The organism is Pseudomonas sp. PvP100 (assembly GCF_017833055.1).
GTDB lineage: Bacteria > Pseudomonadota > Gammaproteobacteria > Pseudomonadales > Pseudomonadaceae > Aquipseudomonas > Aquipseudomonas syringae.
The window spans coordinates 4,702,257-4,717,176 of record NZ_JAFIBO010000001.1; the positions used below are offsets into that span (position 1 = coordinate 4,702,257).

Genomic DNA, 14,920 nt, shown 5'->3' on the forward strand with positions numbered 1-14,920 from the left:
CAAGCCGCCCGAATCACGGGCTGCCCTCTCCCGACGCACCCGCGCCAATCTGCCGAGTTGATACCCGCCTGGGTCAGCGACTGCGCCTTGCAGCCGCAAATACTCGTCTCCAGATGAAAATGTACCCCTCCGGATACAAAAAGACACAAATTGGCACAGTTCTTTCTAGTGGAACGGTCGTGCCATAAACCAATGGTGCGCGCTGCATTCATGGGGTGCCTACACGCACCAAAGTGCAGTTAACGGACGTCAGAGCGTCCATAAACAGTGCAGGGGGCAGACCACAAGTCTCGCTTCCCGCCAGGAAAGGAATCTAGCTGTGCCCTATCAGTCTTGCGTCAGACCACCGTTACGTTGGCAATCCACACCTTGGGCATCACCTGCCTCAAGCGATGCCTGCACGGTCGCTTCACCCTTGTCCCGATCTGCGCGTTGTTATTCGACGGCCCTGCACGTCTGGACTTAAGACATTTCGCGTGTGCCTTAGTGTTCTGGTGATGAATCAGGATCGTGTGCGCCCGTGCGCGTAATAAGTACGCACGGAGTTGTTTTTAATTAAAAGACGGTCGACCTATAAAGAGTGTCCGACACTTTGTTTTAAGTGGTTTCATTTTGCCATCACCCATGGAATGGCTTTTATTTCAACAACGCTAACTGTCCACACAACCGCGTACCTGTACGGAGCATTGTTTTATGAAGCGCTGATCAACTAACGCACCAACGTGATCCTAGTGACACAGTATTGGTGCATCAAACAAAGTGACTTGCAGGTCATGATTTTCGAACGCGTCTGCTCAAGCAGAGGGTCATTGTTTGCCTGTTTTTTTGTTCGAGGTTTTATTCATCTGTGCGGTTTTGAAGCCAATGAAGTCGGGAATCGATAAATAGTTATACGAATGCGACACCCGCTCTGCGTCAGTGGTTACAGCTGGGTCGTTCTGGCACAGCGGTTGCAATGTAAGCCTTCAGGAACATCGCTGTACGTCCCCGTACATGACGATAAGAAAGCAAGGATTTGCAATGTCAGTGCCCTGATTCAAGACGTCCTTTAACCGTTTGAGTTCGCCGTGTGCGCACCCACCGCGTTGCCCTGCCTATCCACAATATGCAGGTCTTCATCAATCGAACAGTTACCCATTGTTCGAGCGGATTTTTATTGCCCTTTAACTACCCGAGGGAGCGTTAATGAATGATGCGGTAATAATGAAAGCGGTTCCCTCTCCCTCGCCCGATGACACTTCGACGGCGTGGCAGGGTATTCCTTTCAGCGCCAATACGTCACGCCCGGGTGGCCTTAACAAGCCGCAAGTAATGGTGTTGATTGCTGCGTCGGTACTTATTCATGGTGTGATCTGGTGGTACATGCAAACGGCCCAGCCAGACGTGCCGGAAGTTGCGCCACAAGTTCCGGAAATGACCATTGAACTGACCAGCCCGACACCACCCGCCCCGGAACCGCCGCCGCCCGAGCCACCACCTCCGCCGCCGCCTCCACCGCCTCCCCCCGAACCGGAACAACCGGTCGAGGACCCGGACGCGGTCGAACCGCCGCCCAAACCGGTGGAAAAGCCCAAGGTCGAGAAGCCCAAGCCGGTCAAGAAAGTCGAGCCGGTGAAAAAGCCGACGCCGCCTGCGCCCAAGCCTGCTGCTGCTGCGCCCAGCCCGCCCGCGCCGCCAACACCTGCGCCCGCGCCGCCGGCACCTGCTGCGCCACCGGCTCCGGTCAAGGAAAGCGCCGCGGTATCCGGGCTCGCCAGCCTGGGCAATCCACCGCCGGAATACCCGGGGCTGGCGTTACGACGCAGTTGGGAAGGTCGCGTGATTCTGCGCATCAAGGTGCTGCCCAACGGTCGCGCCGGGGCTGTCGAGGTGACCAAATCCAGTGGCAAACCGGTACTGGACGAAGCGGCCGTGGAGGCTGTGCGCAACTGGAAGTTCATACCGGCCAAACGCGGTGACACGCCGATAGAAGGCTTCGCGACGCAGACCATCGACTTCAAGTTGCCGGAATGATCCGGCGCATGACAACCGACTATTCAATTATCAAAGCTGGTGAGGTTTAAACCATGAACGCATCGCTCTCTTCCATGATCGTCCCGGCCGTGCTCTGGGCACTGATTCTGTTTTCCGTATTGAGTTGGGCACTGTTGCTGATCAAGTCGGCGCAGTATGTCCGCCAGAAGTCCCAGAACAAACAATTCACCAAAGTGTTCTGGAGCGCACCGGACCTGCTCACCGCTGCCGAGCATTCTGCGCAATATCCCGGCGCGCTGGCACGTATTGCCAACAGCGGCTTCGAAGCCATGGCGGTCGATGAGTCGCCGCGCACCACGCAACAATTGGCGCACACCATCAACCGCTCGGACCGTCTGGAGCGCAACCTGCGCCAGCAGATACAAAAAGAGCGGCGCGCGCTGGAAAGTGGCCAGGCGATTCTCGCCAGTATCGGCAGCACCGCGCCCTTCATCGGCCTGTTCGGTACGGTCTGGGGGATCATGGAAGCGCTGCAAAGCATCGGCGTGACCGGCTCGGCCAGCCTTGAAGCGGTCGCCGGGCCTATCGGTCACGCGCTGGTCGCCACCGGCGTGGGTATCGCCGTCGCCGTGCCGGCAGTGCTGATCTACAACTTCTTCCTGCGCCGCCTCAAGCTCGCCGTGGCCGACATGGATGACTTCGCCCACGACTTCGACGCCCTCGCCCAGCGCAGCGCCTTTGCCGTCACGCGCCAGCCCATCGCCAGCAAGAATGGCCATGCCGTTCGGGAGGCCAGCTAATGTCTTTCTCCACTCAGGACAGCGATGAAGTGCTCAGCGAAATGAACGTCACGCCGCTGGTCGACGTGATGCTCGTGCTGCTGGTGGTGTTCATCGTCACCACGCCGCTGATGACCAACGCGATCAAGGTCAACTTGCCCAAGACCGACGCAGTCGCCCCCGCCGAGAAGAAAAACCCGGTGGTGGTCAGCGTCGATCAGGACGGCAAGTTCTACCTCGCCAAATCGGAAATCGCCCCGGAGCTGCTGGAAAAAAGCCTGCAGGACGAAAAGGCCAAGGACCCGGAAATCCGCGTCCAGTTGCAGGCCGATACCGCCGTGAATTATGGCCAGGTGGCCAAGGCCATGGCCTCCATCGAACGCTCTGGCATTACCAAGATATCCGTCATGACAGCGAAATGACGCTCGACTGACCGGGTGGCTTCGCCTCGCGAAGCCGTCTGACCCGACCCCCGTGAATGCGGTTGTCCGTGGGCTGAAAAGCCCCTGGAGGGGAGCGGCTTGCTGGAAAAAGAAGAAGTGGAACTCCCGCTCGGCACAACCGCGTCGGGAACAGAGGGCTCACAAGGCCATTTCAATAATGTCTGGATCAAGTCGGAACTAACCATGCTGATGAATCTTCCCGGTTGCACCCTCAAACCACTGGCCCTCGCGGTCCGGCGTCATCCACGTGCCCTGCTCTGCGCATTGGCCATGGGCATGAGCGGTGCCCAGGCGGCAGACGCCGTCGATGCAGACACCAGCGGCTCGGCCGTGTCCACCAGCGCAGCGGTTGTGCCTGCCACGACCCAGCTGCAACGTGTAGAAGTCACCGGTTCGGCGATCCGCCGGGTCGATGCCGAAACCGCCGTGCCGATTACCATCCTGCGCGCCGACGACCTGAAGAAACAGGGCGTGACCACCACCCAGGAAATGGTCCAGCGCATCACCGGCAGCCAGTCGATCAACAACAGCGCTGGCTCGGTCGGAGCCGGAACAGGAGGCGCCTCCTTCGCCGACATGCGCGGCATCGGTGCGAACAAGACGCTGGTGCTGCTCAACGGCCGACGTCTGGCCAACAATGCGTTGTCCGGTGTGGGTACGCCCAACGGCAGCGCCATTGACCTGAACATGATCCCGTTCGCTGCGATCGACCGCGTGGAAGTGCTGCGTGACGGTGCCTCGGCGCTGTACGGCACCGACGCCATCGGTGGTGTGATCAACTTCATCACCAAAAAATCCCTGACCGATGGCAGCCTGACCCTCGGTGGCGAGACGCCGACCGCCAGTGGCGGCGGTGCGACCAAGGACATGAGTGCCAGCTGGGGCTTCGGTGATCTGGAAGAAGACCGCTTTAACGTGATGGGCGTCTTCAACTACAACAAGCAGCAGAATCTGGACGCCAATGATCGTTCGTTTGCCAAGGATTACGTACCGGGACGCGGTCTCAACCAGACCTCCGGGACGGCATATCCCGGCAATTATTTTCAGGGCGACAACTCCGCCAACCCGCTGGGCAGAAACTGCAGCGGCCCCAGCCTGATAGCCAGCAACGGCATCTGCCGATTCAGTACTCGCGAGTACATCGACCTGATCCCGCAAACCGAAAAGACCTCTTTTTTCGGCAGGGCTACCGGCAAGCTGGCCGACGATCATAACGTCAGCCTCGAATACTTCTGGGCCCGCAACAACAACCATACCGATATCGGGCCAGCGCCTCTCACCGGGCTGTCACTGGACTCGTCGTCACCCTTCTATCCCGGTAACGGCATCACTCCGGCCCCCACCGATTTCACCCTCGACCCGACGCAACCGGTCAGCACCGCCTGGCGAGAAACGGCAGCAGGCCCACGCGGATCGAGCGACCAAAACACCAGCCAGCGTTTTCTGCTGAACTTCGACGGTCTGGTGGGTGGCTGGGACTACAACGTTGGCGCTTCTTACAACCAGAACAAAGTGTTGTCATCACTCACCGATGGTTACATCAGCGATGCTGCAATGCTCAATGGCCTCGCCAACGGCACCCTCAATCCGTTTGGTCCGCAGACCGCTGCCGGTCAGGCGCTGATTGACGCCAATCAATACCATGGCCAGTACTCAAGCGCCGTGGGCCGGGTGGCCGGGCTGGACGCGCGCATCAGCCGAGAAATCGGTGACTGGTTCGGTGCAGGCCCTGCCGGCATTGCGCTAGGTGGCGAATACCGAAAAGAGAAAATGCATCAAGAGTACGAAGCGTTCGTCAACGACGTCAGCAGTCTGGGCGCAGATGCCGCAGGCAGCGTCGAAGGTGACAGGAGCGTCAAAGCGGAATACGCCGAACTGAATGTCCCCGTGCTGGACAGCCTTGAACTGACCGCCGCCGTTCGTCACGACAAATACAGCGACTTCGGCAGCACCACCAACCCGAAATACTCGTTCCGCTACCAGCCGTTCAAGCAACTGGTTGTCCGTGGTGCCTACAGCGAAGGCTTTCGCGCACCTTCGCTGTACGAACTGTATGCCCCGCGTAGTACGACCTTTACCCAAGGCTATTACAACGACCCGGTGCTGTGTGCCGGTGGTGTCGTCCAGCCTGGTGGTAACGCCGGTCGTGATTGCCAGCAGCAGTTCCTCAACAATGGCGGAGGCAACACCGAGCTGGCCCCGGAAAAAGCCCGCAACATGACCCTGGGCTTCGTCTATCAGCCGGTCAACAACCTGTCGATGGGCCTGGATTTCTGGTGGATTCACATCTCCAACCAGATCCAGGCGTTCCCCGAGTCGACCGTGTTCGATGACCCGAACACCTACGCCGACCGCTACGTGCGCGCTGCCGACGGTTCGATCGCCAACATCGTCACCGGCAACGCCAACCTGGGCATCGTCAAAACCAGCGGTGTCGACGTAACCCTCGACTATCGCTTCCCGAACACGCCTTACGGCCAGTTCGGTCTGGGCATGACCGGCACCTACGTCACCCGGTATGACTTCCAGAACATCATCGACGGCCCGTACACCGACAAGGTCGGCGACTTCCAGGGCGACGGCGTGATTTCGCGCTGGAAACACGTCCTGACTGGTACCTGGGCACTGGGCGATACCCGCGCCTCCATCACCAACCGCTTCACCAGCGGCTACAACGACTACGACCGCACCACCAATGCGCGGGTCGCGTCGTATGCGCTGTGGGACATGTCGGTGGGTCATACCTTCGACAAGGTGCTGGATATCGACGCCGGTGTGCGCAATATGTTCGACCGCAACCCGCCGTTCTCCAACCAGGCCTACAACTTCCAGTCCGGCTATGACCCTCGTTACGCCGACCCGCTGGGCCGCACCCTGTTCGCCCGCGCGACTTACCACTTCTGAGTGTGACGACGTGGCCCATACACGCTCCGTGGGCCACGTCAGATTGCGAGCTCGCCCCCTCCGGCCCAGGTTTCATCCGCCTTCCCCGGCCGGGGGCTTTTTCGCAGTGTTCCGTCATTCAGTGCGCACGAGGAAAGCCCTACCATGTCGCGTTTTAACCGTTTTCTGCAGCGCCTGCTTCTGGGTGTTGCGCTGTGCAGTGGCTGGCAGACCGTGCTGGCGACGCCGACCCACGCCTTGACCGTCTATGGCGAGGCGGCGAAATACCCGGCTGGCTTTAAGCACTTCGATTACGTCAACCCGAACGCCCCTAAAGGCGGCTCGCTGACGCGCTCGGCGGAAGAAATCGGCCAGTTCAATTACCTCAATCCCTACGTCGATCAGGGCATCAATGTGCGCGAGGTCGACAGCTGGGTGTACTCGCCACTGGCCTATCGCTCGCTGGATGAGCCGTACACGGTGTATGGCCTGATCGCGGAAAAGATGGAGATGGACCCGGACGGTCTGTGGATTCGTTTTTTCCTCAACCCCAAGGCGCGTTTCGAGGACGGCAAGCCCGTCACCGCCGAAGACGTGCGCTACACCTTCGAGCTGATGACCACCAAGGGCAGCTTCAGCTATCGACCGATGTTCGCCGACGTCAAAGAGGTGACAATCGAAGGCCCGCTGCAGATTCGCTTCGACTTCAAAAACAACCTCAACCGCATGCTGGCGCTGGACATTGCCAGCCTGCACATCCTCCCCGAACACTGGTGGAAGACCCGCGACTTCGCCAACGGCGGCGGTTTCGAACCGCCGCTGGGCAACGGGCCGTACCGCGTCGCCAAGGTTGACGCCGGGCGCAGCGTCACCTTCGAACGGGTCAAGGACTGGTGGGGCAAGGACCTGCCGGTCAGCCGTGGTCTGTACAACTTCGACACGCTCACCGTGAACTACTACGGCGACACCGAGATCGCTCGCCAGTTGCTGCAGGCCGGGACGTTCGACTACAACCGCGAGTTCTCTTCTTCAGGCTTCGTGGTCGGCTACAGCGGCCCGGCGATTGACGACGGGCGCCTGCAAAAGCGCATCCTCGCACCGCAACGCCCGGTCGCCGCGCAGGGCTTTGTGTTCAATCTGGACAAGCCCATGTTCAAGGACCGCCGCGTGCGCGAGGCGCTGTCGTTGCTGTGGGATTTCGACTGGATCAATCGCCGGGTCATGCGCAATTTCTACGTGCGTGAACAAAGCTACTTCCCGAAAAGCGACATGGCCGCCACCGAGCTACCGACCCCGGCCGAGCTGAAGATCCTCGAACCCTTGCGCGGCCAGGTCCCTGACGAGGTGTTCAGCAAAGTCTATCAGCCACCGAAAACCGACGGCAGCGGTTACATCCGTGACAAGCAGTTGCAGGCCCTCAAGCTGCTGGCCGAAGCCGGCTGGCACCCGAAAGACAACAAGCTGGTCAACGCGGCGGGCGAGCCGATGGTGTTCAGTTTTCTCGATGGTCAGGGCGGCTTCGACCGGCTGATCCTGCCCTTCAAGCGTACGCTGGCGCAGATCGGCATCACGCTGGATTTTCTGCGCATCGATTCGGCGCAGTACATCAACCGGCTCAATGCGCGGGACTACGACATGATCGTGGTCAGCCTGCCGAAAAACGGCAATCCGATCATTTCCCCAGGCCGTGAGCTGTACAACCTGTATGGCTCGCAAAGCGCCACCGAAGTGGGCAGCTCCAACGCCATGGTGCTGCGCAATCCTGCGGTGGACACGCTGATCGACGGGCTGGTCAGCGCCAATACGCGCAACGACATGGTGCTCTACGCGCGGGCGCTGGATCGGGTCCTGCAGTGGGGTTACTACATGATCCCCAACTACTACTCCAAGGGCACGCCGCTGGTGTTCGCCAACCGTTTCGGCATGCCGGATGTGGCACCGATCTATGACGTGGGCCTGGAAACCTGGTGGCAGATCAGCCCGACGCCGCTGACCAATGCTCAGGCCACTGCGCTGACCGGCAAACCTGCCGCCGCCAAGGAGTATTGAGATGCTGGCTTATGTGATTCGACGCCTGCTGCTGATCATTCCCACGCTGCTGGCCATTCTGATCGTCAACTTCCTGATCGTGCAGGCCGCCCCCGGCGGACCGGTCGAGCAGGCCATCGCGCGCATTCAGGGCTTCAGCCCCAACGGTGTGGGCGGCGGCGGGGGCGAAGTGGCTGCCTCCGGTACCGCCAGCCGCAGCACACGCGGGCTGGACCCGGCGCTGATCGAGCAGATCAAGCAACACTACGGTTTCGACAAACCGATGCACGAACGGCTGTGGCTAATGCTCAAGAACTACGCACAACTGGATTTCGGCACCAGCTTCTTCCGCGGTGCACCGGTCACCGAACTGATTGCACAAAAGCTCCCGGTGTCGCTGTCCCTCGGGCTTTGGGCGACGCTGATCACGTACCTGATTTCCATCCCGCTGGGCATTCGCAAGGCAGTGCGGCATGGCAGCGCGTTCGATGTCTGGAGCAGCACGCTGGTGATCATCGGTTACGCCACGCCCGCGTTTCTGTTCGCCATTCTGTTGATCGTGGTGTTCGCCGGGGGCAGTTACCTGAGCTGGTTTCCGGCGCAAGGGCTGTTCTCGGACAACTTCGACAGCCTGAGCACCTGGGGCAAGGTGAAGGACTATCTGTGGCACCTGGTGCTGCCGGTCAGTTCGCTGGTGATCGGCGGGTTCGCCACGCTGACCATCCTCACCAAGAACAGCTTTCTCAACGAGATCAGCCGCCAGTACGTGGTCACGGCGCGCGCCAAGGGCCTGACCGAGCACCGCGTGCTGTACGGCCATGTGTTTCGCAACGCCATGTTGCTGGTGATCGCCGGTATCCCGCAGGCCTTGATCGAAGTGTTCTTCGCAGGCTCGCTGCTGATCGAAACCATCTTTGGTCTCGATGGTTTGGGACGCATGAGTTACGAAGCAGCCGTCTCGCGCGACTACCCCATCGTGTTCGGCACGCTGTTTCTGTTCACGCTGTTCGGCCTGCTGATCAAACTGATCGGTGACCTGTGTTACACGCTGGTCGACCCACGCATCGACTTTTCCGCGAGGAGCGCCTGATGTTCGAGTTCTCTCCCCAAACCCGGCGCCGCTTCGACCTGTTCAAGGCCAACCGTCGCGGTTGGTGGTCGTTGTGGATCTTCATCGGCCTGCTGCTGGTGTGCCTGTGCGGCGAACTGATCGCCAACGACAAGCCGCTGCTGATCCGCTACGACGGGCAGCTGTATTACCCGGTGCTGCACACCTACATGGAAACCGATTTCGGCGGCGAGCTGCCTTTCGAGCCGGACTATTCCAGCGACTACGTGCGCAAGCTGATCGCGGCGAAAAACGGCTGGATGCTGTTCGCGCCGATACCGTTCAGCTACGACACCATCAACTATGACCTGGACGCGCCATCGCCCAGCCCGCCGGACCACATCAACTGGCTGGGCACGGACGAGCAGGCCCGTGATGTGCTGGCGCGTGTGCTATTCGGCGCGCGGATATCCATTCTGTTCGCGCTGCTGCTGACCGCGATCAGCACGGTGATCGGCGTGTGTTCCGGGGCGATTCAGGGTTACTACGGCGGCATGACCGACCTCATCGGCCAGCGCATTCAGGAGATCTGGTCGGGGCTGCCGGTGCTGTACCTGCTGATCATTCTGTCCGGTTTTGTGTCGCCCAGTTTCTGGTGGTTACTGGGGATCATGGCGCTGTTCTCCTGGCTGTCGCTGGTGGACGTGGTGCGTGCCGAGTTCCTGCGTGGGCGCAATCTGGAGTACGTCAAAGCTGCCCGCGCATTGGGTCTGACCGACGCTGCGCTGATGTGGCGACACATCCTGCCCAACGCGATGACCAGTACCCTGACCTACCTGCCGTTCATCATCACCGGCGCCATCGCCACCCTCACTGCGCTGGATTTTCTTGGTTTCGGCATGCCGGCGGGCAGTGCGTCGCTGGGCGAGCTGATTGGCGAGGCCAAGCGCAACCTGCAAGCACCCTGGCTGGGGCTGACCGCGTTCGTGGTGCTGGCCTTGATTCTTTCTCTGCTGGTGTTCATCGGCGAAGCCTGCCGCGACGCGTTCGATCCTCGGAGCTGACATGCACGACAACCTGATTGAAATTCGCGACCTGCGGGTCGCCTTCAACGGCCGCGAAGTGGTGCATGGCGTCAGCCTCGACATCCGCCGTGGCGAGTGCCTGGCGCTGGTGGGCGAATCCGGCTCGGGCAAATCGGTCACGGCGCATTCGATTCTGCGCCTGTTGCCGGCGAAAACCGTCAGCACGCAAGGCTCGATTCGTTACGACGGGCTGGACCTGGTCAGCGCCAGCGACAAGCAGTTGCGCAGCCTGCGCGGCAACCGCGTGGCGATGATTTTTCAGGAGCCCATGAGTTCGCTGAACCCGCTGCACACGGTTGAAAAACAGATCGGCGAAATCCTCGTCACCCACAAGGGCCTCAAGGGCAAGGCCGCGCTGAGCCGTACTCTGGAGCTGCTGGAGCTGGTCGGCATTCGTGATCCGCTGTCCCGTCTCAAGGCGTATCCGCATCAACTGTCGGGCGGGCAACGGCAGCGCATCATGATTGCCATGGCGCTGGCCAACGAGCCGGATCTGCTGATCGCCGACGAGCCGACTACCGCGCTGGATGTGACCGTGCAGGTGAAGATTCTGGAGTTGCTCAAGTCCCTGCAACAGCGCTTGAACATGTCGCTGCTGTTGATCAGCCACGACCTCAATCTGGTGCGGCGCATCGCCCAGCGGGTCTGCGTGATGCGTGAGGGCGAGATCGTCGAGCAGGCCGATTGCCAGACCCTGTTCGACAGCCCGCAGCACCCTTACAGCCGTCTGCTGATCAATGCCGAGCCGGATGGCGAACCGGTGCCGTCCACGCACAGCAACACGCTGCTGTCGGTGCAGGACCTGAAGGTCTGGTTCCCGCTGGGCAAGGCCTGGTTCAAGCGTGAACCGCAGTATGTGAAGGCAGTGGACGGGGTGAGTTTCGAGCTGCTCAAAGGCAAGACGCTGGGCATTGTCGGCGAGTCGGGTTCGGGCAAATCGACCCTGGGCCAGGCGATTTTGCGCCTGGTCGATTCAGAGGGCAGCATCCGCTTCGGCACCAAGGAACTGAGCCTGCACAGCCAGCACCTGATGCGCCCGTTGCGCCGTCAACTGCAGGTGGTGTTTCAGGACCCGTTCGGCAGTCTCAGCCCGCGCATGACCGTGGAACAGATCATTGCCGAGGGCCTGTTGACCCACAACATCGGTACGCCGAAAGAGCGTGAACAGACCGTGATCCGCGTGTTGCAGGAAGTCGGCCTGGACCCGGCCACCCGGCATCGTTACCCGCACGAGTTTTCCGGCGGGCAGCGCCAGCGTATTTCCATCGCACGGGCGCTGGTGCTTGAACCGGATCTGATCCTGCTCGACGAGCCGACCTCGGCGCTCGACCGGACCGTGCAAAAGCAGATCGTCGCCCTGCTGCGCGACCTGCAAATCCGGCATGGCCTGACGTACCTGTTCATCAGCCATGACCTGGCGGTGGTTCACGCCCTGGCCCATGACCTGATCGTCATCAAGGACGGCAAGGTGGTCGAGCAGGGCCCGTCCCGCGAGATCTTCGCCGCGCCGCAGCAGGCCTACACTCAGGAACTGCTGCGTTCGTCGGGGCTGGTGTTTGCCTAAGCGCGAAAACTACGCGTGAAAGCTCTGGCCCAGCGCTTCCAGGCGGATGGCCAGTGGTGACAGGCTCTGGCTGCTGGTCGCCAGCACACCGATATTGGCGGCGGTGTGTTCGGCGATGGTCTGCACCGAGCGCAACTGGTCGGCCATTTCCCGGCTGACGGCGGACTGCTGTTCGGTCGTCGTGGCAATCAAGCCGTTGAGCCGGGTGATATGGCCGATGCCTTCGCCGACAGCGCGCAGGGATTGCGAAGCGCGCTGGCTGTCCTCGACACAACGCCCGACGCCCTGCAGGCTGTCGTTCATGGCCGTAGCGGCCTGACGACTGCCTTTTTGCAGGTCTTCGATGATGGTCTGGATTTCCTTGGTCGAGGCTGCTGTGCGCTGCGCCAGGTTGCGTACCTCATCGGCCACCACCGCAAAGCCTCGGCCCTGCTCACCGGCGCGGGCGGCTTCGATTGCGGCGTTGAGGGCCAGCAGGTTGGTCTGCTCGGCAATGCTGCCGATCACGTCCAGCACCTTGCCGATCTGTTCTGACTGATTGGCCAGGGCTTGTACGGTCTCATCGGTGGTCGTGATGCGTGCGGCAAGCTGGGTGATTTCGCTCTGCGCACGGTCGACACTGTCGCGCCCGTGAGCGACCTGATCGCTGGCGTCACCGGCCCGCTGCACGGCTTGCGCGACGTGGCTGGAGATATCGTTCATGGCATCGCCCATGCGCTGCATCGCGCCGGTCATGCGGGCGATTTCACTGAGCTGATGCTGCGCACCGGTTTCCAGCGTACTGCTGGCCTTGGCGAGGTCATGACCCAGTTCGCCAAGCCCGCGAGTGTCACGCACCACGCCGTCGACCAGGCCGGTGATCTGCGCCAGAAACTGCTCGAACCGCTGCGCCAGCGAGACATGTTTGCCCGACTGCTGGCTGGACTGGCTATCAGTAGAGAACTGGTTGGTGGTGGCCAGCATCCGGTCCAGCATGTCCTGATTCTCGACCGCCTCGGCTTGGTTCTGTACCGCGAGGTAGACCAGAATCGCGCTTTCAACGACCACATACACCGCATGCACAAGCACCATGCTCCAGCCGAAGCCGTGGTGCATGACATACACCGGGAAGCCGGAATGCTGCAGGGCATGGAAACCGATGTGGTGGAGGGCGATGGTGACGGCAGCGACCAGAATCGGCAGCCAGTCGCGGTAGAAGGTAAGCACTGCCAGCAGGACGAAGATGCCGAAATGTATCTCGACCTGCCCGTGGGCCTGATTGATGTGCAGCGCGGTCATGACCATCAGGCCTACCCCGAAACAGCAACGCATCAATCGGGTGCCGCCGATGGCCCGATACAGCCCGGTCAGCACCACCGCGGTGCCGCCACCGACGACGACTGCCTGGGTGAAGGTGTCGAACCAGAACGCCAACCCGAGCGCGTAGATGAACAACAGCCAGATCAGACCCAGCATGATCCGGTCAGCCTTGCGGTAATGGTCAAGGAAACGAGGGGCTACGGGCATCGAACACATCCTTTTGAAATCCATGGCGACAGGGGCTCCTGCCGGTTTTCAAATCTGCACGAGCAAAAGCCCGGCCAAAGTGCCGTCCGGATAGTAGCCCTATGCCAGAATTTCAGACATACATATTCTTTGCCCGGTATTCACGGCTGCGTATGCGGTGCGGCGCAGATCTGTGACGCGGAGCGTCACGCCAGGCATTCCACTGGAGCGTGAGGAACGATAGTCAGCAGGTAGGTCGCGGAACGGGTGTAGCGCGAGGCGTCCGTGCGAACGCTATCGTGCCCATGCTCCAGCGTGGGCATGCTGTTCTGGACGCTCAGCGTCCTCTCCCGGCTGGTATTTCAGTGGCGCAGCAATTTGCGCAGCGGTACGCCGTCTTTCATGACTGGGGATTTGATGACGATGTAGCTGAAGTACTTGGAGATGCCGATGTTTTTGTCCAGCAGCTCTTCGATCACTTCCTGATAATGCTGAATGCTGCGGGTCATGAAGCGCACCAGGTAATCGTAGCCGCCGCTGATCAGGTGGCATTCCAGCACTTCGTCGACGTGGCGGATGTTGGCTTCGAATTTGGCGAAGTCTTCGCGCTTGTGGTCGCTGAGCGAGATTTCCGTGAACACCGTGACCGATTCGGTTATTTTCGCGAGATTGAGATGCGCCTTGTAACTGGAGATGTAACCCGCCGACTCAAGTCGTTTGACGCGTTGCAGGCAAGGGCTCGCGGAAAGCCCGACTGCATCGGCCAGGCTGACGTTGGTCATGCGCCCGTCTTTCTGGAGTTCTACCAGGATATTGATATCAATCCGATCCAGTTTGACCAAGCCTTCCATTACCTACCTCATGTATTGCCATTCACCGTGCCTACCTTCTAGCAAAATCAGCGCCGTAAAGACAGCTGATGCTGAGCAACCAGATCCGCCATGCTGTTGATGCAGATATCTGCGGCGCAGGGCTGGCTGTGCTGCTCGCGGCTGCGGCGGATCAGGCACAGCCCGCCGAGGCCCGGAGCAGAGGCCGGTGGGCGGGATACCAGCAAGGTGTCTCGGGTGTCCAGATCCATCTTGGCAAGCCAGCGCGTGTCGTCCAGCGGGTGCGTGGTCAACGACAGCAAACTGTCAGCCTCAAGCCCCAATCGCTCGCACAGGAGACCGCGATCCTGCAGATCCCGGTCGGCGTAAACCAACAGCCGGTAGAACTTGCGCAGGTAGAGCATCGCGCCGGGCGCATCCTCGAACAGCGTCCAGTTCGGCACCGAGCGGGCGAAACTCATGCCTTCCTCCCAACTCGCCTTGATCCCCAGTCGTTCGGCCAGCTGGCGATGCGCAAAGCACAGCAGCCCGCTGAAACCCAATTCGTCAAAGCGCGGGTATAACGTGCGGATGACATCATTGAATTCAGCGAGTACCTGGTCTTTGCCGGGTGTGTTCAGACCGTTGTCCAGCAACGGCTGCAATGCCGTCCAGACACCGGAATCACGGTCCACCAGCACTTCATCACAATCGATCAACAGTGCGCGGTAATCAATAAGCCCCATGGCAGGCAACGTCTCCATTCAACAATGATCCCCAGCGCGGGTGATCGCAGCGTCTCACGACAGCCGCGACCACGCT

Annotated in this window: 11 protein-coding genes; 8 read left to right on the plus strand and 3 right to left on the minus strand. The window is 60.6% G+C overall.

Annotated elements, in window-relative coordinates; translation table 11 throughout:
• Positions 1 to 1,203: 1,203 nt before the first annotated feature.
• The 8 genes from JOE39_RS20295 to JOE39_RS20330 all read left to right on the plus strand — a co-directional run bounded on the left by JOE39_RS20295 (position 1,204) and on the right by JOE39_RS20330 (position 11,804).
• A complete protein-coding gene (locus JOE39_RS20295) occupies positions 1,204 to 2,013 on the plus strand; it encodes an energy transducer TonB (RefSeq protein WP_229699120.1) in 810 nt (269 codons plus the stop codon).
• 53 nt (positions 2,014 to 2,066) lie between these two features.
• Positions 2,067 to 2,774: a MotA/TolQ/ExbB proton channel family protein gene (locus JOE39_RS20300; RefSeq protein WP_003340004.1), complete on the plus strand. Its 708-nt coding sequence runs from the start codon at positions 2,067 to 2,069 to the stop codon at positions 2,772 to 2,774.
• Complete coding sequence (locus JOE39_RS20305) at positions 2,774 to 3,175, plus strand: biopolymer transporter ExbD (protein ID WP_002555939.1); 402 nt, start codon at positions 2,774 to 2,776, stop codon at positions 3,173 to 3,175. Before JOE39_RS20300 ends, JOE39_RS20305 begins: the two co-directional genes overlap by 1 nt.
• A 99-nt stretch (positions 3,176 to 3,274) precedes the next feature.
• Complete coding sequence (locus JOE39_RS20310) at positions 3,275 to 6,100, plus strand: TonB-dependent receptor (protein WP_003425754.1); 2,826 nt, start codon at positions 3,275 to 3,277, stop codon at positions 6,098 to 6,100.
• 144 nt (positions 6,101 to 6,244) lie between these two features.
• Positions 6,245 to 8,128 carry an extracellular solute-binding protein gene (locus JOE39_RS20315; protein ID WP_046266608.1) on the plus strand — a complete coding sequence of 628 codons (1,884 nt, stop codon included), beginning with the start codon at positions 6,245 to 6,247 and terminating at the stop codon, positions 8,126 to 8,128.
• A gap of 1 nt (position 8,129) precedes the next feature.
• Complete coding sequence (yejB, locus tag JOE39_RS20320; RefSeq protein ID WP_003413943.1) at positions 8,130 to 9,197, plus strand: microcin C ABC transporter permease YejB; 1,068 nt, start codon at positions 8,130 to 8,132, stop codon at positions 9,195 to 9,197.
• Positions 9,197 to 10,219: an ABC transporter permease gene (locus JOE39_RS20325; protein ID WP_032659613.1), complete on the plus strand. Its 1,023-nt coding sequence runs from the start codon at positions 9,197 to 9,199 to the stop codon at positions 10,217 to 10,219. Before yejB ends, JOE39_RS20325 begins: the two co-directional genes overlap by 1 nt.
• A 1-nt stretch (position 10,220) precedes the next feature.
• Complete coding sequence (locus tag JOE39_RS20330; protein WP_210078349.1) at positions 10,221 to 11,804, plus strand: ABC transporter ATP-binding protein; 1,584 nt, start codon at positions 10,221 to 10,223, stop codon at positions 11,802 to 11,804.
• Between the two features lie 9 nt (positions 11,805 to 11,813).
• Here JOE39_RS20330 and JOE39_RS20335 read toward each other — a convergent pair whose 3' ends face one another.
• The 3 genes from JOE39_RS20335 to JOE39_RS20345 form a co-directional block, all read right to left on the minus strand.
• Positions 11,814 to 13,310, minus strand: coding sequence for a methyl-accepting chemotaxis protein (locus tag JOE39_RS20335; protein ID WP_016566868.1), 1,497 nt, complete (start codon positions 13,308 to 13,310; stop codon positions 11,814 to 11,816).
• Between the two features lie 341 nt (positions 13,311 to 13,651).
• Positions 13,652 to 14,140 (minus strand): Lrp/AsnC family transcriptional regulator, encoded by a 489-nt coding sequence (locus JOE39_RS20340; protein WP_002555947.1) that lies wholly within the window; start codon positions 14,138 to 14,140, stop codon positions 13,652 to 13,654.
• A gap of 47 nt (positions 14,141 to 14,187) precedes the next feature.
• Complete coding sequence (locus tag JOE39_RS20345) at positions 14,188 to 14,844, minus strand: 2-haloalkanoic acid dehalogenase (RefSeq protein WP_032634241.1); 657 nt, start codon at positions 14,842 to 14,844, stop codon at positions 14,188 to 14,190.
• Between the last annotated feature and the right edge of the window lie 76 nt (positions 14,845 to 14,920).

What these genes read in the sequence shown, in the direction of transcription:
- JOE39_RS20295 (WP_229699120.1), top strand. Translation starts at nt 1,204, where the DNA reads ATGAAAGCGGTTCCCTCTCCCTCGCCCGATGACACTTCGACGGCGTGG.
- JOE39_RS20300 (WP_003340004.1), top strand. Translation starts at nt 2,067, where the DNA reads ATGAACGCATCGCTCTCTTCCATGATCGTCCCGGCCGTGCTCTGGGCA.
- JOE39_RS20305 (WP_002555939.1), top strand. Translation starts at nt 2,774, where the DNA reads ATGTCTTTCTCCACTCAGGACAGCGATGAAGTGCTCAGCGAAATGAAC.
- JOE39_RS20315 (WP_046266608.1), top strand. Translation starts at nt 6,245, where the DNA reads ATGTCGCGTTTTAACCGTTTTCTGCAGCGCCTGCTTCTGGGTGTTGCG.
- yejB (WP_003413943.1), top strand. Translation starts at nt 8,130, where the DNA reads ATGCTGGCTTATGTGATTCGACGCCTGCTGCTGATCATTCCCACGCTG.
- JOE39_RS20325 (WP_032659613.1), top strand. Translation starts at nt 9,197, where the DNA reads ATGTTCGAGTTCTCTCCCCAAACCCGGCGCCGCTTCGACCTGTTCAAG.
- JOE39_RS20330 (WP_210078349.1), top strand. Translation starts at nt 10,221, where the DNA reads ATGCACGACAACCTGATTGAAATTCGCGACCTGCGGGTCGCCTTCAAC.
- JOE39_RS20335 (WP_016566868.1), bottom strand. Translation starts at nt 13,310, where the DNA reads ATGCCCGTAGCCCCTCGTTTCCTTGACCATTACCGCAAGGCTGACCGG.
- JOE39_RS20340 (WP_002555947.1), bottom strand. Translation starts at nt 14,140, where the DNA reads ATGGAAGGCTTGGTCAAACTGGATCGGATTGATATCAATATCCTGGTA.
- JOE39_RS20345 (WP_032634241.1), bottom strand. Translation starts at nt 14,844, where the DNA reads ATGGGGCTTATTGATTACCGCGCACTGTTGATCGATTGTGATGAAGTG.